This window comes from Mesobacillus subterraneus (assembly GCF_020524355.2).
Lineage (GTDB): Bacteria > Bacillota > Bacilli > Bacillales > Cytobacillaceae > Mesobacillus > Mesobacillus subterraneus_C.
The window spans coordinates 3,964,802-3,989,490 of record NZ_CP129019.1 but is presented as its reverse complement, the minus strand read 5'-3'; the positions used below and the strand labels follow the sequence as shown (position 1 = coordinate 3,989,490).

Below are 24,689 nucleotides of genomic sequence, written 5' to 3'. Positions count from 1 at the left end.
TGATATGACGGTGTTATTGTCGAATGATTGGGATGTTGTATTATATAGCTACAAACGAAAGAACAGTACATTAATCCTAAAAATAAAATATTGCAAGTCCGACCCTGTTTTCGTTCGGGGTCTTTTTGCTATTAGTCCTTGTTTCGTAGCAAAGGGACATAACCGGGTACGTCCCCTCGTCCCCATGCTCCCCTAAACATTATGCTATAATAACCTAGTTAAAAAACTGTATATACTTATTGATTAATTAACCATTTCAAAACTTTCCTTTTGTTAAAAAAGCAGGTGGATATATGAAAAATACTCAAAGTAAGGCATATCGGTGTCCGATCGCTTTGACCAATAAGGCAAAGAGTAAAATGCGAGAAGCTGGGTTGGATGAGCGATCGTTTTTTTTATTGGAGAAATCGTTTCATGTTTATATAGAAAAGTATCCGCAATCGACCGATGGTCTTGTTTCGGCTGCCTTATTTTTTGACATTGAAAGAAACGAAAGACTGGCAGAGAAGTACGGCAGGTTTGTTGTTGTATTCCATTGTTTAGTAAAAGAAGATGGGTTTGTTGCGACGAATGTAACGACGAGACCGTCACATATCCCATTGCCGTCTAATTGGCGCATTTCGGCAGATCTTACTTTTGACTTAAATGTTCAAGGTAGCGGACGGTTACCGATTGGGTTACTGAACTTGATTCACAACATGCCGGTTGCCCAGGAAAGTTCTATGTATGTGAAAAAGCGTATTGCGAGTTGGGAAGGCTACCTGAAAATTCAGGAGCAGTCTGCAGATATTCCTGATATAACCTCCCGCTATTCCACGCTTTTATTCAATGAAGATTTCAGTACGGTAAAAATAACAGGCTGTGTGCTGAATGATAAGGATTGGAAGTCGCTCAAGGATATGAGCGTCAAGCTAAAGGGAATCGACCAGGAGATTGGCAAAGTTCTGAAAGCGAATCGTGCGGCTTCTACGGTTGAGGTGGAAATACACAGTTATATGGAAGCTCAAGCCCGCAGACAGCGGCTTGATGTACCTCCTAAGGAAGTCATCTTTAGCAATTTTGCAACCTTAAGCCAGCTGAAAAGACTAAGGCAAGGGTTTAAGCAATTGGAAAACGGTTTGGCTGCGAATCCTGAACTGGAACGCCTTTTATTTGAAAATAAGCCGCCGGTCAAAGAGGTCAAAGCTCAGGCAAAGCTGCAGTTTCACAATACATTGAACGAGTTCCAGCAGGCAGCTGTGGAAGGCGCAATGTCTGCCGAAGACTTATACGTCATCCAAGGGTCGCCCGGAACAGGAAAAACAACCGTTATTTCTGAAATCTGTCTGCAAAATGCGAAGGCGGGGCTGCGCACTTTAGTTGCTTCGCAGTCGAATTTAGCGGTCGACAACGCCCTCGGACGTTTGCTGGCAACTAAGGATATCCGAATCCTCAGAGTGGGGCGGACGGAAAGCATAGAAGAAGAGGGCAAAAAGTTCATCGAGGAGAACGTCGGACAGTATTGGAAAGACCATACGCTGCAGGAAGTTTCCAGTCAATTATCAGCTCGAAACCAACGGGAAACCGAAATTGAATTAGAATGGGCAGCGAATGAACAGGAACAAGAGTGGCTTCAGAAACAGCTTGTGGAACTAGAAGGGGAGCTTGAGGCAAAGAAGAAAGCACAACAGCAGTATAATGAAGTTCAGTCCATTATTGAAGAGCATAACAAGAACATTCATGGAGTTGAACAGGAGGGACAAGTAGTCCAGCAGCATGTAAAGAAATCTGAACAGTCCCTACGTTTGTTAAATGAAACGATTGATAAAGACGAAACTTTTCTGGATGAAGAGTCAAATCATGACTTGATCCAAAAAGAGTTGGAAGCCAATCAGCAAGAGATTGATCGGCTGCAAGACAGTGTCGCCATTCAGGTGCTGCAAGATGAAATAAATGAACTGAAACAAACGATAGACAAGGTTTCTGCTTATTGTGAGATATGGAAAGAGGCCACGAAGCAGACGGAGGCAATAACAGATAGAATAACTGCCGCCAAAAAATTCGACAGTTTAAAGTGGATCATTCTGGAACAAAATCTGACTCGCTCTCTACAGGTGCAGTCATTAATCGCAAAGCTTGATCAGCTTCGCGAAAGAATCAATCAGCTGGAAAAGTTAAAGGAATATAATGAAAAATTAAATCCTGCGATTTCCTATCTTGAGCAACTTTTTGGGGAGAAGGAGAAGTACAGCAAGCTTCAGGAACAATTGAAAAAAGTGCCTCCCGTTACTACGACAGCTCTCGAAATTGACCGATTTTTAGAGAAACTGAGAAGTGAGTTAAAAGAAAAATCAACCATTCATCCGGACAGACTTGAAACCTTTCTTAAGTGGCTATATGGCCGGAGACATTTCATATGGCAAAAGGCGGACCAGCTCAAACTGAATGATACAGATAAAAAAATGGCACAAGAAGCTCTTCAGCATTTGAAACAGGAACTGATCGAACAGCTTCAGCCTAGTCTCGATGAAAACAAGATGATGCAACAAAAGTATCAGAGAGAGATGAACGACCAGACTGCCAAGCTTACTTTCCTACAAAACAAGCACGCAAAAAAAATAGTCTCAGCCGTCATTATTCCCAATGCGAAGGAGTTGCTTCATGAAAAAGAAGCCAAAGCGTTTGAACTGAAAGCGAAACAAGAACAATATGGGCAAGCCAAGCTACGGGTAAAAATGAATCGCCAAAAACGGGAACAAGAATCTCTTCAACTGCAGCAAGCAAAGCAGAAACAAATCGAAGTTGAAGTCAGTCTTGCAAATCTCGCCTCCATAATTAAGGGAAAAGAAGCTGAACAAGCACTACTAAATGATATCCTTTCTTTAGAACCCGAAAAGGAGCACGAAGTGGTATTAAAGAAGCTGGCGAGCGTTTCTTTTACCCGGGAGTCGTTGAAACAGGAAAAGCAGAGACTGCCGCTGTTCCAGTCAGTTCAGGGAATGTGGCAGTCCTTGCTAGAAGAAGCAAATGACCATGACCTGAATGAAATCCGAAAGCTTTATGTGAAGCATGCAAATGTAATTGGAACAACATGTGTGGTCTCCGCCCGCAAAGATTTCATAGAAAACTACCCGGTTTTTGACGTTGTCATTATTGACGAAGTATCAAAAGCGACACCGCCGGAGCTCCTTTTGCCGATGCTGAAAGGGAAAAAAATCATTCTGGTTGGCGACCATCACCAGCTGCCGCCTCTTTTGGGGAACGATACGCTGGAGGAAACACTGCAGGAAATGGCGGAAGAAAGTGAAGACTTTGAAGGAAAAGCTGAACTTAAAAAGCTATTAAATGAATCTTTGTTTGAGCGATTGTTTAAAAACTTGCCGAAAAACAATAAAACGATGCTTGCTATTCAATATCGGATGCATGAAAACATTATGGAAACGATAACGCCATTTTATATGCAAGAAAACGAAGTGCTCCAATGTGGCTTAGCCAACTCCGATCTGGATCGGGACCACAAGCTGGAATCACAGCTCATCCAGCGGAACAATCATCTCCTTTGGCTCGATATGCCGAACGAGCCTTTATTTTTCGAAGAAAGAATGAAAGGCGGAAAAAGCCTATACAACCCGGCTGAATTGAAAAGGATTGGCGAATTACTGAAGGAATTGGATGATGCAAGTGCTGAGGCAAAGAGAGCTGGAAGAATGGAAACCAATGAGAAAAAAAGCATTGGAGTCATCAGTTTTTACGGAGAACAAGTAAAAAGGATTGACCGAATGCTTCAACAGGAGTTGCATTTGCCACACTTAACGATTCGCACCGGGACAGTGGATAGATTCCAGGGCATGGAGATGGATGTGATTCTGTTAAGTATGGTGCGTAATCACGATAATAAGCAGGATGATATCGGTTTTGCCAAAGACTATCGCAGGCTGAATGTGGCTTTGTCGAGGGCAAGAGAGCTGCTTGTGATGGTTGGCAGCTCGAAGATGTTCACACAGCGGACGAAAAATAGGGATGCAAGAAAAATGTATACTCACGTTTTAGAAACGGCCAAAAATCAGAATGGACTGCGAACCCTTGAAGAGGTGGGTATGAATGGATAAATTAAAACAGCAGCTACATGCGAATTTACTTAAAAATCCAGCTGTCCAAATCAAGAAATCAGTGATCTGGAAATTTCCGGTGACCATTTATACTGTGTCGTTTAACCGTGTAAAACGCTCTAAAATGGACATTCTCATGAAAATGATGCTGCTCACTTTTGAAAAGACCCAAATCCGGCGCGCAGCCAATTTATCTCAACTGCTCCTGGTCGAGGAGCTGTTCATTGAAGATTTACTGAAGAAAATGCAGCGCACGGGTTTGATCACATTGGAAAAAGGAAGCTACAAGCTGACATCGAGAGGGCACGATCAACTAAATACAGGGATTATGGAAGAAGAATTGGCAGAAGAGTCGGCAGTGCTTTCCTACAGCCCGATTCATGATGAGTTTTGGTCAGAGATGACCGAGCCATTGCCTGAAACTGACGGAGAACTGCCGCTTTACCGGTATGGAAATCATCCGAATAACTTAGAGAAGGATCGTATTCTGGAAGTGCTCGCAGAGAGAGGCAATGGTGAGGAGGAAGACGGATTCCAAACAGTAGTGGCTGCTGTAAATAGCTTTGACCAGCAGAAGATGGAATACATCCCATGCTTGGAATTTCAACTTTACAATAAAGAACAAGACAAATTCTATGCGCGCGTCTGGAATACCTTGCTTCAACGCTGGGATGAAACGTTCGAAAAGCAGATAGAAGAGAAAGAACGTTTGATATGGCGAGAATAATATGCAGAAACAAAGGGACGTACCTTGGGTACGTCCCTTTGTTTCTGGCATGCAAACAGGCGAGGAGTCGGTCATCGACGACTATTGCTGCATCGGCACGATTTCCCTGTTCCTGGCGCAAAAAGCCAAGAAGGTATTCGGTGTTGTAGTCGTTCCCGATCCCATCCAAGATGCAAAAAGTGGATTAATACTTTCTTTTAGGGTATTTCACTTTTCAAATGATACGCATCACCGTCTCCGCATCTCATAAATTTCAGAAGTTGCTTGACACGAATCTTATCCTTAGGATATATTGTGCATATACGGTATACACAATTATTTCAGGGAGGAGTTATCATATGTTAGCCTTAGAGGTTAAAAATTTGAGTAAAAAGTATGAGAATTTTCATTTAGATGATGTATCCTTCCAGTTGGAAAAAGGATATATTATGGGGTTTATCGGCGCAAATGGTGCTGGAAAAACAACCACTATAAAATCAATTTTGAATATGATTCGTATTGATAGTGGTGAAATTAGTGTTTTAGGGAAAAACTTTATCGAACATGAACTCGAGTTGAAACAAGTGATTGGGTATACATTTGGCGGTGTCAATTATTATACGAGAAACAAAGTCAAACATGTGACTAATGTGATCAAAAGGTTTTACGATAATTGGGAGGAAGAAACATATATCAATTATCTAAAAAGATTCAATTTGGATGAGAATAAAAAAATAGCAGAATTGTCAGAAGGAATGAAGGTTAAATACAATTTGGCTCTTGCTCTATCACATGGTTCAAAGCTTCTTATCCTTGATGAACCAACAAGTGGTCTTGATCCTGTAGCAAGAGATAATCTGTTGGATCTATTTCAAGAATTAGTAGAAGAAGGCGAAATTAGTATTCTTTTCTCCACTCATATTACATCTGACTTAGAGAAATGTGCGGATTATATTACCTATATCAATAATGGGAAAATCATAAATAGCTGTGAAAAAGAAGAATTTATTAATACTTATCGATTGTTGAATGGAAATGAAAGTCAACTTGAAAAGGTTAAAGAGCATTTGATTTCCTACAAGAAAAACTCTTTCGGCTTTACAGGATTAATTCATGATCTAGATTTTGATCCAGCGTTAAATATTAAATCAGCGCGTCCTAATCTTGAAGAGGTAATGATTTATTTTTCAAAAAGGGAGGATATGTATGTATAACTTGCTATCGAAAGAATTAAAACTTGGTATAAATCCTTTCTTTTATGTATTACCCTTTTTAACAGGAGCTTTAATGCTAATTCCCGGATGGATATACTTTATTGTTCCACTATATTTTTGCTGGATTACTGTACCTAATATATTTGGGAATTATAAAGCTCAGAATGATTTACTGTTTTCTTTCATGATGCCTGTCACAAAAAAAGACATTGTTCAGGCGAAAATCGCTGCTATTGTAATTCTAGAGTTATTGCACATTGTAATTGCTGTAATCTTTGGAATGATCAATACTCAGTTATATCCTAATATCAATAACTTTTTCTTTGGACCAACTGTAGGGTTTTGGGGACTTTGTTTTATCATGCTAGCTATCTTCAACTTAATCTTCATCTCTATGTTTTTCAAGACAGCGTATAAATATGGAGTTCCATCTTTAGCAGCAATTACCGGTGCTATGCTATTTGCAGCAGGTGCCGAATGGCTTGGAATACAAAACAATAAGGTGTTTGAGCTATTTAAAGGTAGCGGTGCTGATCGTTTAGTCGTTCACATACCTATCCTGTTAACAGGAATGGCTATATTTGCAGTTTTCACGATTACCGCTTATCATATTGCCATTAAACAATTTAAGAAAGTGGATATCTAATGAACATAGCTATTTCAAATTCTTCTGAAAAACCAATCTATCAGCAGCTTTTTGAACAAATCAGCGCTCAAATTCTAAAAGGTGATATTGAAAAAGGCTATAGTTTACCGCCAATACGACAAGCGGCCAAGGAACTGGGTGTTAGCATCATAACCATAAAAAAAAGCTTGGGAAGAACTTGAACGCTGTGGTTTGATTTATACTGTGACTGGCAAGGGGTGCTTTGTAGCCGACCTTTCACCTGAACGTATTCTTCAAAAGCGTGAAGAAATGATCGAAAAGCAATTGGCTGTAGACACGTCATATTACAAATCCTTTGGCCTGACTCTAGAAGAGGTTATTGAACTCCTGAAGAAGGTTTATTAAAAGGTTATACGTATGAATGAAATGAATTGTTACATTCCTTATCAATCAGTGTAGGTTTACAAATAGAAGGCATAGCATTGATATGCTTTGTTTTATCCATGCGGAAAAATAATAGTTTTACCAGGAGGGCAACAACCACTGAGATAAGTCTGGGGGTAAATAATATGAAACAATCGGGGACACTATACTTTTTCTGTGGAAAAATGGGCGCCGGAAAATCAACTAAATCAAAACAATTGGCAAAAGATACACATGCGGTATTATTGTCTGAGGATGAATGGCTTTCCTCTCTTTATCCAAATCAGATCGAATCATTTGAGGATTATCTAAAATTTTCAGCGCAGCTCAAGCCGTTGGTGAAAAGGCATGTCCAAAACATTTTAAGTGTCGGGACGGATGTAGTGATGGATTTTCCAGCTAACACTCAAAAACTGCGAAAGTGGTTTTTGGAGATGGCGTCAGAGGTCAACGCAAACCATCAACTCATTTTCCTTAATCTAAATAACGAGCAATGTTTACATCATATTGCACTAAGGCGTAAGGAACAGCCCGAAAGAGCAGCTTTTGATAACGAAGCGGTATTTAATCATGTGACTAAATTTTTTGAAGCACCAGAAGCATCCGAAGGTTTAAACATTTTGGAGCATTCCCCTGATTAAAATGATAGTTCTTCCCGACTGAGACGCAAGGACCGTCCCTAGGACTTTAAAAAGGAAAAGTTCTGAGCAATAGACCTGCTCAGAACTCAAGGATCATTTCAATGTACTTCCGTCAATATACACTTTCAATCTGTCAATCTTTCCATCACGATTGAAAATCGATTGACTTGTTACATGATTTAACGTATCGGCATCTACAAAAATTGTTTCTGTTCCATCTTTATAACAAACGATGATTTTCGTTTGATTTTCTAAATAATAGATGACGGGAACTGCACAGAATGTAAATCCCAGGGAATTCTTCTCTAACTGGATAATTGTTTCTGTATCCGAAGCATGGTTATTCCTAGGCAGTGTCCAGATTTTCTTCTCTGATAAAAACTCAGACTTTGTTAATAGCTCTGGTTTAAATCGAATCAGTCCATCCTCAACTTTTACTCCTAACTCACCTAGTCTAGAGATAAAGTCTTCTTTAACCTGTCCGGTCATTCCCGGCTGTTGTACGCCTGCAAAGCTCGGAGTATGGGAATAAGCCTCTGTTGGAAATGCGCCGTATTGTTCTGGTGATTTTTCTACTCCGATTCCTGCCTTAAGATCTTCATAATAATTCATAAGCGTCCTGGCTTCTTTAGTCAGCCCTTGTTGATCAGAGAAAACTTCAAAGTTTTCTTGTGTCGCCAGGACTAGCTTTGATACCATGTGCCAATAGATGCTTCCTAAGCCTTCATACTTATAGAACGTGCCGGAGCGTCCTGTAAAAGCATGATGGTCAAAAAGGTTCGTGAAGATTTCTTCAACGTTTTTAATATCCTCATCTTGATACTCTTTTGTGGCTTTAAGTGCTTCTCGAATCTCTTCGCCGTTTCTGAATTGACCGTTAAAATGGTACTTTCCATTCACGTCTTTTTCAATAAACCGTGTGGTATTCCGATTCAGTTCTGCTTTTAAAACCGTTGATGACATCACTTGTGATTCAGGAATCACATTTTTCTCTAAAAACTTTGGCAGCTCACGATTCGGATAGAGCATATAGCTGTTTTGGTCTTCGCGATAAATAGAGCTATTTCGAAGTGCTTCTAAGACATCAATGGTTTCTTTTCCATCCAAAGCTTTTGAACTTAGAACGGCAACCTGGCCTTCTAACATCTCATAAAGATTTGAAATGCTACAGTTTTCCTGATCAAATCGGATGAGATTGTAAGAGTGGTACAGGCCGTCTTCTCGTTTATTCTTTTTAATAGAATCTTGTAAGTGGAGCATCGAAACCTCAATAAATTCTTTCAGCGATTCGATGGAAAGTGCACCTTTTTCTCCTGTAAAACCATTGTCATAGATGGAGTTTCTATAGGTTTCTCCAATCTTGCCTAATGCTTTTACAATAGAATAACGAGTGTCATTGGACATTTTACTGCCAAGGTATTGTTGACTATCCTTCAATACCGCCATTGTTTCCTGGAACATCTGATGCACTTCAACTGAAACCTCAATGGAGTCTTCTTTCAATTCCTTCACGATTTGACTCATGAAAGCCTGGAAACGATGCACATAATACAGGGTAACCATGGACAATCCATTACCAACAAGAGCATTGTTCGCATCGTTCCACTCTGGCAGCTGCGTATTCATCCAAATGCCACCCTCAGGCACATAGTTTGAAAACTTGGCAAGAAGGGTGACCAAAAGTTTTTCCATTAAGTTAACTTTGTAGATTCCATCCTTGTTGGAAACTAACTTGCCATCTGATCCAAGAGTTGCCGTTTTGTTTTCAATACGCTGATCACGCTCTTCATCATAAACAATGCTGTTTCTTGGATCCTTGACTAATGCATCAAATCCTTTAATCCTGTAGGGAACATTTCCATAGACATATATGTCTTTTTGAAGAAGTGCCTGCAATTTTTCAGGATGATAAGCCTTTGATAGTTCCATCAGTTTTAAAAGATAAATAATTTGGTGATCTCCCCAATATCCAATATTCGACCACGGATCTTCAGGGTCAAGCTTTTCCCAGTCGATTCCGGCTTTCGTAATCCGGTAAGGGTTATAGCCGTCAGGTGTTGATGCATTTACAAATTTAGCAATGATGCTCTCCGTATATTCAGGATAGGAAATGGATAACGCTTCCCAATTCTGAAAAATATCACGCCAATTTCCTTCAAACTTCAGATCTTTGCCACCATCTTCTTTGGCAATCTCGATACTGAATTTATTCCATGGACGGCTCGGGTCTCCATGCCGCCTGCTATAGGTAAGTGGCAAGTACTCAAATACTAACCGCTCAAAATCCTTGCAGCCACGCTCAGCTGCCAAAGCAATCAGTTCATTATAATTAATGGTTTCAGGCAATTGATTCATAAAATCCAGCTGTTCCGTAAAGACTTCTTTATTCCAAGTACCTACGAATGCTTTGAAATCTTCTCGATCAATTCCATAGCCATTTGCATAGATACCGCCGCGCATAATATTGTAAAGGGTATTTGAAAAGTGTCTGTAACCCGCCTTCTCATTAGCAGTACTTTGGAATCCGTCTGCATCAAAGACAAGTTTTTTAAGATTGTTATCCCCTTTTGCAACATCAGCTTCTATGTTTTCAAGAATGGAGTGTTCATTCGTAAGATCCTTAATAAGTTTCTCAACTTTTGAAGCGCTTTGATTCAGTTCAGCAGCGATATACCAGTTTTTTGCTTCATTTCCCTTAAGGTGGATCGAATCTGAAACATAGTAAGAACCTCTTCGGCCCTTTATATCCACTTCCGTTTGAATCTCTTCATTTTGTGAGAAAGCTTTAATCTGCTGTTCGGATAAAAGGTAGCTAGGATTCTCAAGTCCCTTTGACCAAACGGTCGTGGCTTTCAATGATTCACTTGGCTCCGCTTTATCGGTTAAAATCGAACTTAGCGTGTAGATGCCAAGTCCTGCTTCTTCAACTAATTCACACCGTTTATATCCATCAACAAGGGTACTTTTTGTGGTTTGCAAAAGCGTGTTGACTCCGTAAGGCAGGATGTTGCGAATCCCGTCCAGGACTCGAATCTCTGCTTCCTGTTCCGCCATGTTCACCAAACTGGATTCTTTAATAAATCCAAATAAATCACTGCTCTTCCATGTGTAGGCATAACGAACCTCAAGATCATGGTTAATCTCTTCAAACATAATCTTATTGCCAATGGTGTTTTTATATAGGTTTCTCGTAATCTTGTAGACATCGCTATGGTGAAGTGAGAAAGGTTTCCACAGAAAATTCTTTTCATCTTTACTTATAATCAGGACGGTATTTGATCCGGTTGTCTCAATACTGTCATGGATTTTATCATCTGTATCATATGGAAATAAGGCTGACTCTGCATTTTTACGGCCGCAAGTCAGTCCGCCAGTACTTGATATGAACATCCAAAGGTCGACATCACTTACGACCGTCATAAAGAATGGATTCATTTGATTGTAGTTTTCTATCTTGAAATAAGTTTCCTCATTCATCGTTACCGTTTGCAGGGAGACTGGTTTCGTTCCAGCGTGCAAAGCTGCATTTCCATAATATAAGGTTGGGATATTTCTCATTGTATATTCCTTTCTAATCAAATTTTAAAAAATATCAAATCACTAATTATAGTTTAACCTTTAGTTGTATTTTTCTTTAGGTTCGGTTTTTTGTAAACGGTCCCAAACTTTTAGGGAGTGTATTGCAGCGCTTATAAAGTAATCTAATTCAATCGGGTTATAGACGCATTTAAGTCACCAGCAGTTGCCACTTACACTAAAACACACGGTGAAGCTGGCGGAGAAGGTACTTACAATACTATAGTCTTATCCATTGGCTGAAAAGGCTCAGTTAATAGTTTGTTTTATTTCCATCTTTTGGTGTGATATATTGGTATGAGCCTTTGGAAGCGCTTGAAGGAGAGGGCTAGCTTAAATGGGAGTGAACTGAATTGGATAGTATCATTTTTGATTTAGATGGAACAATTTGGGATCCAATCGACACTGTACTTAGTGCATGGAACAACGTGATAAGAAAAAATAATCTCATAAATAGTGAATTAACCCGGAATGACTTTGAAGGTACGATGGGTTTACAGATGAATGAAATAAGCCGGAGATTCTTTCCTACCCTTACTGAGGAGGACCGACAAAAGATAATAAGTGATTGTTGCGAAGCAGAACATTCTGTCATAGAAAAAAACGGAGGGGTTCTTTTTCACAATGTAGAGAACGTCCTAAAGAAGCTTTCTCAAAAATACAAACTATACATCGTCAGTAACTGCCAAGATGGTTACATAGAAGCGTTTTATAAGTTTCATAGGCTTGATCAGTATTTTTTAGACTTTGAAAACCCAGGCAGAACGGGTCTGTCAAAAGGTGAAAATATTAACTTGATTATTGAGAGAAATAACTTATCAAGCCCAGTCTATGTGGGCGACACACAAGGTGATTTAGAAGCAGCCAGATTTGCTGATATTCCCTTTATTTATGCTGAATATGGATTTGGCCAAGTAAGTGAATATGATATGAAAATTAAAAGTTTTGAAGAACTTTTAAGAGTATTCTAGTGGATGTTAAATCTGTACATAAAGGAAGGTTAAATATGAGGAGAATCCCTTTTATTGTTTTAATGATGGCTTTGCTGGTCATGGTTGCAGGCTGCTCACAGACTGAAGGGAAGAGTGACACGTTACCTACAAACGAGGAAGAAAATCAAACTGTTGGTCCTGACTTAGATGATGACAATGGAGAAGAAGCCCAACCGTCTGAAACAGATGGTGCTTCAGATAAACAACTCTCAGAAAATATGAATATCGACCAGTACTTGAATGCGCACTACAAAATTGATGGGACGCATTATGAAACGGACGTATGGGAAAGCGACTCAGGAATGACGAACTACACAGTTAAATTGCTGCCAGATACTCAAGAGTACAGTCAGGAAATCAACGAAAAATTTCAGAATGGACATACGAAGAGTTATGAAGAAACTGAAACGATGTTCGATATGGCGAAACAAATCATGGATGAATTGCCTGAAGTTAAAAATAAGAGTCGCGTGGATTCAGTCAGTTGGGTCTCCTATGATGGTGAATTCACAGTCGTACTGATCCAGGATTTTGAAAATAGTGAACATCAGGCGGACGAGGAAACTCTATCTAAATATACAAGTAAACAAATTGAGTACGCTCGAGTTTGGCTGCAACTAGGACCCAATCAGGAAATCGATGAATTGAATGTCCGGCATATTCCGGCGGGGGAGAAACTGAATCCTGACGATGAGACAAGTGCCAGTTATCCGGAGGATGTCATCCAGTTGGCAGGTTCTCGGTTGGTGGATGGCTCAGTGACTTATAGTGGTAATGGAGATGGCACGATCAATATATACAATATCCCTCTGCGTTGGGATGGTAAATATCCAGCTGGGAAGGATTTTTATAATAGAATCCTTCAAAGTACAAAGCTCGTCCCTATCGATACTGGGCACGATCAAAAGATCATACAACTGATAAAATTGCAGAATGTTCATTAAGCAAAATCGTGAACCTGTAATGATGGAAGCGAGGGTTTTATTTGAGGATAATCGGTATTGACCTATCAGGTATAAAAAATCATAAGGATACGGTTCTCACTATTTTTAAACAAGAGGAAAACCACCTGCAATTGGTTAAGTGGGCAAATAACTTAAGCGATCAGGACATATTGCACGAGATTTTTGAGCAAAGTCAATTGGATGAGGTAGTTATCGGAATTGATGCACCCTTATCCTATGAAGACGGTGGCGGAGATCGAAAGAGTGACCGGGAACTAAGGAAGTTCATTGTGAATTTTGGGATGAGATCCGGATCAATCATGCCGCCAACCTTAAATAGAATGGTGTATTTAACTTTAAGGGGAATAAAACTTAGTAGAGAAATAGAGAATTTAAACAGCGCGTATCCCATTTCTATAGTTGAAGTCCATCCAGGGTCCATCATTGGATCAAGACTGTCCAAACAAAATATTGGATATGTGCTGGCTTACAAGCAAGAACGATCCGCTAGAAGCTATATTCGAAATTGGCTTGCGGAGCAGGGGCTTACACAATTACCTACTGAAATAGAAGAAGAAAGCCATTCTATCGATGCGTGTGCAGCTGCGTTAGGGGCATGGCATTGGAAGGCTCCTTCGTATAGTACAAAGTGGATCTACCCGGCGAATCTCCCTCTGCATCCTTATGACTATTGCTGTTAAATTCAGCGTTAGTTGGCCGTGAGTATTGGAAATTCGTTAGGTTCAGTTGTTATTTCTTTAGTATTCATTGCGGTTACCTCAATTAATTCCATCTTTAGATTTCAACCAAGGTAATAATGTAATGAGTAAATTTAGGCAAAACAAGATGGAATGGAGGAGGTCAGTATATGGATGCTTTATTTATTATTGAAAGAATAAATGATTTGTTCAATATAACAAATAAGGAAATCTATTCAAGGGAATCTGGGCTTACATACCATGCAGATAAAAAAGTTAAAAAGGTAGGCTACTGTGTGAACCTCACGCTTGAAACGATAGAGGAAGCAAGAATGCATGGAGTTGAAATGATGGTGACACATCACGATGCCTGGGATGAAATATATGGATTAAAAGAGGCATGCATCGAAAAACTAACAGAATACGGCATAAGTCACTACTATAATCATTTGCCTCTTGATGACTGTAACTTTGGAACAAATGATAGCTTATTAGAAAAATTGAATTTAGAAATTGTTAAAAGAACTCATGAATGGGAAGGGTTCTTTTTTGGCAGAGTCGCAGAGTATGATGAAGAAATCGAATTTAATGACTTAGTAAAAAAGATGGAACATTTGCTTGAAGAACCAGTTAAATCTTGGCGGTTTAATGATAAAACGGTAAAGCGAGTGGGCTTGGTTTGTGGCAATGGAGCGCCAACAGCTTGCCTTAAGGAAGCTGTTGAAAATGATTGTGATGTATACATTACAGGTGAATGTAATTTGTATACGATTCAATATGCTCAGTTTAAAGGGATGAATCTGATCATTGGCAGTCATACTTTCACGGAATTCTTTGGAGTTGAAAGTTTAGCATTGAAATTGAATAAGACTATTAAAGATCTTGAAATCGTGAGACTTAATGAAGAGCATTATGAGGAGAATATAAAAGAAGAACAGATGCGAAATAACCGTTAATATCCAGCCTAACAATTAATAAATGACGTACCAGGGTCTCATGAGATCCACATTACAATTGGTGCACCTGAAGTGTGTGGCACAACTTATTACCAAGTAAGACAACTAACCCATCGGGCGTTGTCTTTTTTTTATTCCCCTTACTCTATGTAAGTTTTCGTATTCTGCGATATATCAATATTCCGAGTTTTAAAGCTAGTTAATCATTATTTCTGAAGTTTGCCTCCTTCACATCTCCTACCTCCATTAATGTTATAAGACAGACGTGGATTTTCTTTAACGATTCCTGATTTTAAACAAATAGTCCAATCCTCTGTAAAGAAATTCCCATAAGATATTGTGTTCTCAATAAAAAATAAGGGAGTGAGATTATTGAGAGATAATGAGAATCACAATAAGGATTTTTCAGCGAATGTTAGCAATTGTTCAAACAGAAACGTAGAACCAGATGTGAATTTTGATGCAAGGATCAGCAAAGTACCTGTAGTCTTAGCTGAGATTGAAGTTAGCACCCCGGTTAAAGTTGACATTACTTTTCCGGAAGATGTACTGGAAATCAAGGATATAAAAAAACGAGTAGTCCTTGTTCAATGTCGTCTTCTGGTGCCAACTAATCAGCTATTCATAAAAGGATATGTAGAAAAAAATATCAGATACGCTGCTGCACCAAAGGGATGGAAGCGAAAGTCTATAGACTCGGATATCCGATCTCTTACTGTGAAAGCTCCTTTTGAGTGTACCACTTCAATTAGGGATTTCATAACTCGTCCAGTAAACGTTCGATTTAACCAGCGAAGTGAATTTGATTTCTTGGTTAAAGAACCTTTACCGAAAGGTTATCCTGAAAAAGATGAGCTGCTGACGAGCGACCCTTCTCAATTTCATCAATCTAGTACTCAACATTATAATGAACTTCCATACTGTGACTTGGTCTCCAGTAATATTATAGAATACGATGAAGCAACAGACAGGGAACCGTTACAAGAGGGAGCAGTATTTGAAGGAACGTTTAGGCATATCGTCGAAAAGATGATTGTCAAATTCACAATCAAGCTGCTTCAGAAACAACAAGTTCCAATTGGTGGGGGAGCACCTGGACCGACTGGACCGACCGGACCGACGGGGCCAACAGGACCGACAGGGGCAATTGGGCCAATCGGAGAAACCGGAGCAACGGGAGCAACAGGGACAACAGGGACAACAGGGACAACAGGAGCAACAGGAGCAACCGGAGCAACAGGGACAACAGGGCCAACCGGAGCAACCGGAGCAACCGGAGCAACAGGACCGACGGGAGCAACAGGACCGACGGGAGCAACCGGAGCGACCGGACCGACAGGAGCGACCGGACCAACGGGAGCAACAGGACCAACAGGACCGACGGGAGCAACAGGACCGACAGGAACGACAGGGCCAACAGGAGCAACCGGAGCAACAGGAGCGACCGGACCGACAGGAGCGACCGGACCAACGGGAGCAACAGGACCAACAGGACCAACCGGACCGACGGGAGCGACAGGACCGACGGGAGCAACAGGACCAACCGGAGCAACCGGACCAACGGGACCAACAGGACCAACGGGAGCAACCGGAGCGACCGGACCGACAGGAGCGACCGGACCAACGGGAGCAACAGGACCAACAGGACCAACCGGACCGACGGGAGCAACAGGACCGACAGGAACGACAGGGCCAACAGGAGCAACCGGAGCAACAGGAGCGACCGGACCGACAGGAGCGACCGGACCAACGGGAGCAACAGGACCAACAGGACCAACCGGACCGACGGGAGCGACAGGACCGACGGGAGCAACAGGACCAACCGGAGCAACCGGACCAACGGGAGCAACCGGACCAACGGGAGCAACCGGACCGACTGGACCAACGGGACCAACGGAGCCAACGGGACCAACAGGGCCAACAGGACCGACGGGACCAACGGGACCAACGGGGCCAACGGGACCAACGGGTCCAACAGGACCGACTGGACCAACAGGACCGACGGGACCAACGGGGTCAACAGGTCCAACAGGACCAATTGGACCAACGGGACCAAGAACAGATGATGAATGTGATTGTTGTGTAGATCCAATGAGAAGATTATTAGAAGATTTAGCTACACCAGACACTCCTAATATAGATTTCAGTACAACCCAACAGAGTAATTTGGGTCCACTGGTGAATGCGACAATCAATGCAGTTATTGGCGATTATGTAATATTGAATGATGGAGAGATTGCAATTCCAATTTGTAAAATAGTTGGATTAAGAGGAGCCAATCTTGCTGGAGTAACGCTACCAACTTCACCAGATTCAGAAGGAGGCTTCTGTGATTGCTGTGAGCAAGCTACGAGGGATATTCTAGAAGCAATTCCTAATGGATCAACTACTGATATTCAAACAGAAGGCGCTGGAAACTTTGATACTATTGGTGATGCAACAATAGGTGACATAGAGGAAGGGTTGGTGAGAGTGACTTCTGGTGCAGCAACTATAATATTATCTACTTGCCACATTTCAGCATTTACTGACATAAAACCATTAGGTTTAACTTTCCCACCAGACCCATCTTAATTGCAAGAAATTTAAAGTGCAGAGAAAAAATTGCTTCTCTGCACTTTTTTATTTATGAATAAAAAGTCATTTATGGAAATAAGACATAAAATGATTGGTGAACAAAAATTCTTTAGTTAAGGCTCTTTTCGTAAGCTTTGTTGTTTTACTTATAATAGTAAAAATAGGCTTCTGGATTTTTCGATAGACATATTTCGGGACGGTAATATCTCGAAGTGAGTCTGAAGGGGAATACAGTATGTAAGCTTATTCAAAAAGCAACAATCAATGCGAACATAGCCTTAGTTAAAAATGGATGTGAGGTATATTGATTCAAGAACTTCGAACAAAAGAGTTTAATGACCGGCTAGCACGCCTTCCTTATTTGAAAAATCAGGTACTAACAGGACCTGGTAAAAGCAATGGTAAGCTGCATATTGTCTACGCAATGACCCATGTAGGAATTTGTGGTGGTGTAAAAGTAATATTTGAACATGCGAACAAACTACAGAACGCTGGTGCTAAAGTAACGCTTGTTTCGCATTATCAAAAGCCTAACTGGTTTCCAATTGAAACAGATTATATCCAAGTTCCATTTGACCTTGAACTAGCAAAAGGAATCCCGGATTGCGATGTCATTGTAGCCACTTACTGGGACCACATTCAGGCATGTATTGAATCAGGCATTGCACCTGTTGTTTATTTTGAGCAGGGTGATTTTCATTTATTTGACTATGATTCAATGAATTTAACATTAAAGAACTTTATTCAGAGACAATATGAAGTTCCTCCTTTTGTTTTTACTGTTTCAAACCAGGCAGCAGGATTGATTACAAAGATATATGGAAGAGAAGCACAGGTTTTCCCGAATGCAGTAGATGAAAGTGTGTTTTGTGTAAATGGAGAAAAAGAGTTAGGGGAACGTCCATACTTATTGATGGTTGGGGGAGAAAGTGCAGCTTTTAAAGGTATTCCTGATATCATTAATGCATATGAAAAAGTAAAAGAAGAATTAGATATTGATCTGTATTGGATCACACCAGAAGAGCCCTCTGAAAAGTTAAGAAGCCGGGTCACGAGGGTATTTGTCAACCCAAGGCAACAAAAGATAGGCAGCCTATATAGAGGTGCTGCTATATATGTATGTGGGTCAACATATGAGAATTTTCCACTGCCGCCCCTTGAGGCAATGGCCTGTGGGTGTCCTGTTGTTACAACAAATAATACAGGTTCACTGGAATATGCAGTACATGAACAGAATGCCTTCATTTGTAATATGAGAGATCCTGTTGATATGGCCGAAAAAATAAAAGAAGTGTTTTCAAATGATTGCCTAAAAGAGAGTTTGATAACGAATGGATTAGCTACAGCGAATCATTACAACTGGAAAACGATCATCCAGAACATCCTGGAGTATTATAAAAACATTGCAGAGCACGAAGTTTCACCTGAAAACACATTAGAGGATTGGGATATAGCCATAAGAGAAAAGGATTGTTTAAATAAGGAAGATTATATTAGGTTGAAAAAAATGCTCCTTGTAACGAATGCAGATATTGTAAGGGTACCTGTCATTTATTCTATAGAAAAAGTTCCTCAAATAGCGAGGTGGGAAGTAGTCGCAATTAGGAAAAACAGCGATGGAGGAATGGTTGAAGAATGCTATTGTCCTGAATGGCCATTAAGGAAGCTCTATTTGTATAATTTAAAAGGCTATCAATCATTTCTGGAAAAACAATATGATAAGGCATTAGATGAATTTACACAATTATATAATGGGGATCAGTCAAAAGATAAAGCGGTTTGGGCAAGATGGATTGTATTAACATTAATCAGGCTGCAGCGGAAACAAGAAGCAAAGAGAAAACTAAACGATTTTATTAAAGAATATCCACACAATGCGGATTTTTATAAATTAAGGATATTAGCAGGGGAAAGGGATCATCCAGACTCGTTTTCGATTGAGGCAATAAAAATATTAGGTGAGGCTACTGCTTCTTCAGAGTTTTTCTATAAAATTGAACCGTAAAATAACAGAAACCCTCTAAAAATTTTAGAGGGTCATTTATATCTATTCACACGTTTATCGATGGTATTTTGACCTTTTATCAAACCGATTGCTCTTATGTTTTGTATAGGTTCGTTATAATTCGGTTGAATGGTTAGCGCTTTGATAAAATGTGAAAAGGCTTCGTCATACTTTTTTAAATAAAGGTAGGCTTCTCCGAGGTAATTTTCGAGAATATGATTTTTCTCATCTGCTTTACGAAACATATTTACGGCACGGTGATAATCCTTTTCTACAAGAGCTTTCATTCCTTCAAAAAAATCCCTGTCAGATTGGGTTTTGATCAGAGGGATGGCATCCCTGAACATATAGATTGCCTCATCCAGCATTCCTCGTCTTGAAAGAGCTACACCTGCTATCAGTTTTGCGGTAAATAGCGAGTTCCCAGCACCTGAATTCCAATCCACTTCCGGAATCCATTTCAAGTCCTCATCTCTTAAATTCTTCCTTACATGCCTGGTCAATACTTCTAGATCTTTGTTGTTCGTCACATTTGTTTGATGTCTTCTGTATAGATATAAGGGTTCTGGAATATGATAGGATTTCCACTCTCTAGCGATTTGCAGGACTAGATCTGTATCGGAACCGACCTTTACTTGTTCATCATGCAAAATGCCATTAATCGCTTCTCTTTTAAAAATGATAGTTGGATTATTAAAAGGTGTACCTGTATTCAGCAAGAAAGGGTACATGGCTTCGGGGAAAATATTGTTGGATTGCCAGTAGCCAAAGGGTTTGCCCTTCTCAGTCATTAACAGCATGTCACTATGGACAAATCCAATGTCACTTGATTCCAAACCCTTTAGCATCCTTTCAAATCTATTGGGAAGGGAGATGTCATCAGAGTCATGGATCGTGATATATTCTCCTTTTGCCTGCTTTAGCCCTGCATTTTTGGCTCCTGCTACTCCTTTGTTTTCTTGCTTATAGTACCGAATGCGCGGATCATGAAAAGATAGGATGACCTCCTCACTTCCGTCTGTTGACCCATCGTTTATAATGATTAATTCAAAGTCGGCTAACGTCTGGTTTAAAATACTCTGGATTGCTTCGCCAATAAAATGTTCGCTGTTATAAACGGCTAGAACTACACTTATCATTTTAATTCCCTACTTTTTAATTTTGTTTGATCATTTTCCTTCCTTCTATATACCAATCTAATAGATGACCAAAATCTATAGCCACTTTACCCTTTTTGGCTATGTCTACGCATATTAGGTTTGCTGGTATTCCAGCGGATACAAAGGCAACATCAAATTCATATTGATTTACTTCTTCAAGTACTTTTGGCACTTCATAAATATTAGGGACTGATATCGTGCCTACAATCGACTTATACCCCAAATTCTTAAAATATTTCGAGCCGTCCTTTGCCCGGTTTCCGATAAGTAAAATACGATATTTTGATAGCAGGTCATGATAGATGGTGAATCCGTCATTCATCAAATAATTTATGCGGGAATCGGTAATATTCATTTCATTCAAAGGCAGCTTCAGTGATTTGGCAAGCTTGTTGAATAATCGCTGATAAGTTGGATATCTGGCAGCAGGAATACCAATGATATCAGCTTCAGATAAATTTCTGGTAAGTTCCTTTCTTTTATCAATGTCAGGTACTTTAAAGCCCCCTAAGGCATATTTCAACTTTCCACTTTTGTTGATTACTTCAGAAGGAACCAAAATATCATGTGCTAGCGCCAAAAGTTCCCCATCACCTAAGCGAATGACACTTAGGCCCTTTTTTTCACTCGTAGCTTGCCAAATTTGCTTCTTTACTTCATGTGGAGTTTTAAGTTGAATAATGTCCTTTGAGAAACTCTTCAAGCCCTCCTCGATAATGTCTTCAATATTATAAGGGAGATATTGATTATCCTTTAATTTTCTTTGTATGAGATCCTCCCCGCCTTTATAGATAGCTTCTGAAGCTAATGAGGCTTTATCCCATTGGCCAGGATACCCAAGATTATAGATCGTTTCCCATTGTTCTCTAGAGATTGAGTAACTCAAGAAATGTCTCCTCTCCATGTGATTTTTGCAGTCTTAATATTATATTTTCAAGCAAATGAATGGTTCATAAATGAAGCCCGAACAACGGGTTGAAAAAGAACATAAGGTATAAAGAAAACAATAAACTAAGCTGTGAAGGGAGAAGACAATGAAGGTATTGGTTGTAGGAGGTGCAGGTTTTATCGGCTCACATGTTGTAGATGCACTGGTTAAGAAGGGCTATGAAATAGTAGTAGTGGATAATCTTTCTTCAGGAAAGAAGGATTTCCTGCATCCAGGGGCCGCGTTTTATTCTTTGAATATACTAGATGAAGGTTTTGTGACTATTTTTGAAAAGGAAAGGCCAGATGCAGTCTTCCATCTTGCAGCACAGATCAATGTCCAGAAATCAATCGAAAACTCAAGACTAGACGCTGAGGTCAATATATTGGGTACGTTGAAAATTTTAGAACTATGTAAAAAACATGATTGTAAATTGATTTACTCCTCCTCAGCCGCAGTCTATGGGAACCCCGTCTATTTGCCTGTGGACGAACGCCACCCTGTTAAACCTCTATCAAACTATGGTATTTCGAAATACACTCCAGAAATGTATATCTCCCTTTATTCCCAGCAATATGATGTTGATTATACGATTCTGCGCTATGCGAATGTTTATGGACCAAGGCAGGATGCAGAGGGAGAAGGAGGTGTCGTTTCGATTTTCATGAAAAAAATGATCAATAATGAACCGCCGATAATCTTTGGGAATGGAGAACAAACCAGGGACTTTATTTATGTAGAAGACGTTGCTGCAGCTAATATCGCTGCTATGGAAAAGGATTGCCGCGGCGTTTTCAATATAAGCAGTAATCAAGAAATGACCATTAACTCGCTCGTCGACGAAATTAATTCTTCATTGAAAACCAAGCTGGCACCCATTCATAAAAAATTCAGGGCCGGCGATATCCTCCATAGCTGCCTTAATAACCTATTGGCACAAAATAAACTAGGTTGGGAGCCTAGATTTTCTTTCAAAGAGGGATTGAAGAAGACGGTTGACAGCTACAGGCAGTGAATCGTTACGGTATAGAAGAGCTTGAAAGGGAGTTTTGGTTATGAAAAAATTTTTACTTGTCTATGACGTAGATTGGTGGGTTCTTGGCAAGCATGCCATGGTCGTTCAATCTCATAATCCAAATCTAGAAATAGCATCGATTCAATCAGTGTATAACCGGGTTGCAGCACATGGCGCGAAAAAGATTAATGACCAATATGAAGTTATTTCTGCCATGTGTTTAGGTCTGGCAGAATACTTGCTGAAGGCAGGGGTAAGAGTAGACAGTTCATTAGCGGTATCTTACTTTTATTTTACTAAAAACCAGCCCGAATTTAAGGAGTGGCTGGGTGACTTCGAGTTAAATCCGCCATTTATCAATAAATACCTAACAAGAATCAATAAAATCGGGTGCATAAATCCAAAGCTTGCTTCCTTTTTGGGAGACATTGTACCTAATTGTAATGTGAAATATTTAAAGCAGTTTGTCGATACAGAACTCTTTAAACCTAAAGAGAAAAAAGACTGTGGAAAACTTGTAATTGGCTGGGTTGGTGATGTGAAAAAGAAAAGTAAAAACTATGAAACTCTTTACAAGCCAATCAAGGATTCTTTTGCAGACAACTCAAAAGTTGAGTTTAAAGAAGCAACTATGGACTCCTACGTCCCCGTTGAAAAGATGCCAAATTATTATCATTCGATTGATTTGCTACTAATCACTGGTAACAACGAAGGGGGTCCTGCTCCTGCACTAGAAGCTTATGGTTGTGGAGTACCTGTTATTTCCACCAATGTTGGGTATGTGAAGGAAGTGGCACCGTCATCAGCCAAGCATCTGGTTCTGGACAGTACTGATCCAGCTGAATATATTAAAGTGATTACTCATTTACTGGATCAAAGAGACGAGTTGCTCAAGTATGGAAAAGAAGGTAGTCAATCTGTCCTAAATAATTATTCGATTGAAAAAACGGTGCCTGAATGGAATCAGTTTTTGTTCGAAATGTAAAAAGAAGTAAGGGCACCCCTTACTTCTTTTCTTTTTTACTCTTCAAAAAATCGCCGAAGAACTTCTCATTGAACAAAACCTGCTTGTCATCCGGGCGGTATTTTTTAGCATTCTGATTATGTTCAATCGATTTTTCTACATTACCTAATTCCCAATAGCATACGCATAGCTGAAGCTGCGGGTACCATGTGGAATAAGCCTGGTTCTGGAAGCCGGCTGTGTCCTTATTTTTCTGTGTGGCGGTAGTATACCAAAAAATTGCTGTATGATAATCCTTATTGGTCTTGAAACGATCGCCAATCCGGCAACACGGTTCAGGCCGTGGTACATCGAAAGACAGCGACTTCAGCAGGGCATCCATTTCTTCATCTTTTTCTCCTCTATTGGCATGGCAATCAGCCAGATTCAAACATGCACATATGTTGTCCTCCACCCAGCCTTTTTTGCCACCCAGGAACTCATTATAATAAATGATTGCTTTTTCAAATTGCCTATGGTCACGAAGCTCATTGGCATAATAGTAAAGATCTCTTGGCGAAAAGTCTTCTCCTCTTTTAATCCGATTTTCATATATTCTTAAATTCCTGTCTGAATGGCCGATCGATTGTTTTTCATCTTTTTTATGCTCTACTGATATATCAGAGGATAAAATATTGCCGCTCACATCAAGATATTCATGGACGGGTCCGTTCCATTTGAAGTTCTTGATTCTCTTCACCAGGCGGTTCCTTCTGTAGTGGAAAGTCGGGTTCCCATATTCATCCCTAAGGATGACATAGATCATGGAGACAGCATCAACATTCGAATTCAGAGAGGTTTTCAGCTTTTTGAACTTTTGCTGGTCGGCCGGCAGCAAAATATCATCAGCATCGAGCCAAAGGATATACTCCATCGTGGCGTTGCTGAAGGCAAAATTCCGGGCTGCGGAAAAGTCTTCAATCCATTCGAAATCAAGTACTTTATCAGTGAACTGCAGGGCTATTTCCTTCGTCCTATCAGTCGATCCGGTATCCACAATGACGATCTCATCACAGATATCCTGTACACTCCTGAGACAGTTCTCCAACACTTCTTCTTCGTTTTTAACAATCATGCAGAGACTGATGGTGGTCATTGTTACCCCTCCTGTAAAAGATTTTCTTCTCATTTTATGTAAAGAGATAAAAATGTGAAA

General features: G+C 40.1%; 17 protein-coding genes and 2 pseudogenes. 15 read left to right on the top strand and 4 right to left on the bottom strand.

Annotation, left to right across the window (positions count from 1 at the left end; translation table 11 throughout):
- Positions 1–293: 293 nt before the first annotated feature.
- From LC048_RS20745 to LC048_RS20715, 7 genes and pseudogenes are all read left to right on the top strand, one after another.
- The gene (locus tag LC048_RS20745; RefSeq protein WP_306048674.1) at positions 294–4,088 is read left to right on the top strand and encodes a DEAD/DEAH box helicase; all 3,795 of its coding nucleotides are present in this window, start codon (positions 294–296) and stop codon (positions 4,086–4,088) included.
- Entirely contained in the window at positions 4,081–4,815 is a 735-nt protein-coding gene (locus LC048_RS20740; RefSeq protein WP_226605935.1) for a hypothetical protein, read from the top strand. Before LC048_RS20745 ends, LC048_RS20740 begins: the two co-directional genes overlap by 8 nt.
- Before the next feature lies 1 nt (position 4,816).
- Positions 4,817–5,065 carry a hypothetical protein gene (locus LC048_RS20735; RefSeq protein WP_226605946.1) on the top strand — a complete coding sequence of 83 codons (249 nt, stop codon included), beginning with the start codon at positions 4,817–4,819 and terminating at the stop codon, positions 5,063–5,065.
- Positions 5,066–5,153: 88 nt separating this feature from the next.
- Positions 5,154–6,008, top strand: coding sequence for an ABC transporter ATP-binding protein (locus tag LC048_RS20730; RefSeq protein ID WP_226605933.1), 855 nt, complete (start codon positions 5,154–5,156; stop codon positions 6,006–6,008).
- Entirely contained in the window at positions 6,001–6,654 is a 654-nt protein-coding gene (locus LC048_RS20725; protein WP_226605931.1) for an ABC-2 transporter permease, read from the top strand. The genes LC048_RS20730 and LC048_RS20725 overlap by 8 nt, the downstream gene beginning before the upstream one ends.
- A pseudogene (locus LC048_RS20720) lies at positions 6,654–7,020 on the top strand (GntR family transcriptional regulator). The gene LC048_RS20725 and the pseudogene LC048_RS20720 overlap by 1 nt, the downstream one beginning before the upstream one ends.
- A gap of 164 nt (positions 7,021–7,184) precedes the next feature.
- A complete protein-coding gene (locus tag LC048_RS20715) occupies positions 7,185–7,679 on the top strand; it encodes a P-loop nucleotide/nucleoside kinase family protein (RefSeq protein ID WP_226605914.1) in 495 nt (164 codons plus the stop codon).
- Between the two features lie 93 nt (positions 7,680–7,772).
- Here the strand turns inward: LC048_RS20715 and LC048_RS20710 are convergent, their stop codons facing one another.
- A complete protein-coding gene (locus tag LC048_RS20710) occupies positions 7,773–11,237 on the bottom strand; it encodes a hypothetical protein (protein ID WP_306048671.1) in 3,465 nt (1,154 codons plus the stop codon).
- 371 nt (positions 11,238–11,608) lie between these two features.
- On the opposite strand from LC048_RS20710, the gene LC048_RS20705 reads away from it, so the two are divergent.
- From LC048_RS20705 to LC048_RS20680, 6 genes and pseudogenes are all read left to right on the top strand, one after another.
- Positions 11,609–12,226 carry an HAD family hydrolase gene (locus LC048_RS20705; RefSeq protein WP_226605910.1) on the top strand — a complete coding sequence of 206 codons (618 nt, stop codon included), beginning with the start codon at positions 11,609–11,611 and terminating at the stop codon, positions 12,224–12,226.
- A 602-nt stretch (positions 12,227–12,828) separates the two neighbouring features.
- Positions 12,829–13,191 (top strand): annotated as a pseudogene (locus LC048_RS20700) (hypothetical protein); the annotation flags it as partial.
- 41 nt (positions 13,192–13,232) lie between these two features.
- On the top strand, positions 13,233–13,892 hold the full coding sequence (locus LC048_RS20695; RefSeq protein WP_306048669.1) for a DUF429 domain-containing protein: 660 nt from the start codon (positions 13,233–13,235) through the stop codon (positions 13,890–13,892).
- Between the two features lie 167 nt (positions 13,893–14,059).
- The gene (locus LC048_RS20690) at positions 14,060–14,845 is read left to right on the top strand and encodes a Nif3-like dinuclear metal center hexameric protein (RefSeq protein WP_226605905.1); all 786 of its coding nucleotides are present in this window, start codon (positions 14,060–14,062) and stop codon (positions 14,843–14,845) included.
- A gap of 372 nt (positions 14,846–15,217) precedes the next feature.
- The gene (locus LC048_RS20685; protein WP_306048667.1) at positions 15,218–17,419 is read left to right on the top strand and encodes a CsxC family protein; all 2,202 of its coding nucleotides are present in this window, start codon (positions 15,218–15,220) and stop codon (positions 17,417–17,419) included.
- Positions 17,420–17,783: 364 nt separating this feature from the next.
- A complete protein-coding gene (locus LC048_RS20680) occupies positions 17,784–19,427 on the top strand; it encodes a glycosyltransferase family 4 protein (protein ID WP_226605889.1) in 1,644 nt (547 codons plus the stop codon).
- Positions 19,428–19,459: 32 nt separating this feature from the next.
- On the opposite strand, the gene LC048_RS20675 is transcribed toward LC048_RS20680, so the two are convergent.
- A complete protein-coding gene (locus tag LC048_RS20675; protein ID WP_226605886.1) occupies positions 19,460–20,566 on the bottom strand; it encodes a glycosyltransferase in 1,107 nt (368 codons plus the stop codon).
- Positions 20,567–20,582: 16 nt separating this feature from the next.
- Positions 20,583–21,473, bottom strand: coding sequence for a GT-D fold domain-containing protein (locus LC048_RS20670; RefSeq protein WP_226605883.1), 891 nt, complete (start codon positions 21,471–21,473; stop codon positions 20,583–20,585).
- A gap of 148 nt (positions 21,474–21,621) precedes the next feature.
- Here LC048_RS20670 and LC048_RS20665 point away from each other — a divergent pair, with 148 nt between their 5' ends.
- Positions 21,622–22,530 carry an NAD-dependent epimerase/dehydratase family protein gene (locus LC048_RS20665; RefSeq protein ID WP_226605880.1) on the top strand — a complete coding sequence of 303 codons (909 nt, stop codon included), beginning with the start codon at positions 21,622–21,624 and terminating at the stop codon, positions 22,528–22,530.
- A gap of 40 nt (positions 22,531–22,570) precedes the next feature.
- On the top strand, positions 22,571–23,515 hold the full coding sequence (locus LC048_RS20660; protein ID WP_226605877.1) for a glycosyltransferase family 4 protein: 945 nt from the start codon (positions 22,571–22,573) through the stop codon (positions 23,513–23,515).
- 19 nt (positions 23,516–23,534) lie between these two features.
- On the opposite strand, the gene LC048_RS20655 is transcribed toward LC048_RS20660, so the two are convergent.
- Complete coding sequence (locus LC048_RS20655; RefSeq protein ID WP_306048664.1) at positions 23,535–24,629, bottom strand: tetratricopeptide repeat-containing glycosyltransferase family 2 protein; 1,095 nt, start codon at positions 24,627–24,629, stop codon at positions 23,535–23,537.
- Positions 24,630–24,689 lie beyond the last annotated feature (60 nt).

Bases quoted from the DNA above. Each gene is read 5' to 3' on its own strand.
- LC048_RS20655 (WP_306048664.1), bottom strand. From the start codon at position 24,629: ATGACCACCATCAGTCTCTGCATGATTGTTAAAAACGAAGAAGAAGTG.
- LC048_RS20740 (WP_226605935.1), top strand. From the start codon at position 4,081: ATGGATAAATTAAAACAGCAGCTACATGCGAATTTACTTAAAAATCCA.
- LC048_RS20745 (WP_306048674.1), top strand. From the start codon at position 294: ATGAAAAATACTCAAAGTAAGGCATATCGGTGTCCGATCGCTTTGACC.
- LC048_RS20690 (WP_226605905.1), top strand. From the start codon at position 14,060: ATGGATGCTTTATTTATTATTGAAAGAATAAATGATTTGTTCAATATA.
- LC048_RS20725 (WP_226605931.1), top strand. From the start codon at position 6,001: ATGTATAACTTGCTATCGAAAGAATTAAAACTTGGTATAAATCCTTTC.
- LC048_RS20715 (WP_226605914.1), top strand. From the start codon at position 7,185: ATGAAACAATCGGGGACACTATACTTTTTCTGTGGAAAAATGGGCGCC.
- LC048_RS20735 (WP_226605946.1), top strand. From the start codon at position 4,817: ATGCAGAAACAAAGGGACGTACCTTGGGTACGTCCCTTTGTTTCTGGC.
- LC048_RS20730 (WP_226605933.1), top strand. From the start codon at position 5,154: ATGTTAGCCTTAGAGGTTAAAAATTTGAGTAAAAAGTATGAGAATTTT.
- LC048_RS20665 (WP_226605880.1), top strand. From the start codon at position 21,622: ATGAAGGTATTGGTTGTAGGAGGTGCAGGTTTTATCGGCTCACATGTT.
- LC048_RS20660 (WP_226605877.1), top strand. From the start codon at position 22,571: ATGAAAAAATTTTTACTTGTCTATGACGTAGATTGGTGGGTTCTTGGC.
- LC048_RS20710 (WP_306048671.1), bottom strand. From the start codon at position 11,237: ATGAGAAATATCCCAACCTTATATTATGGAAATGCAGCTTTGCACGCT.
- LC048_RS20675 (WP_226605886.1), bottom strand. From the start codon at position 20,566: ATGATAAGTGTAGTTCTAGCCGTTTATAACAGCGAACATTTTATTGGC.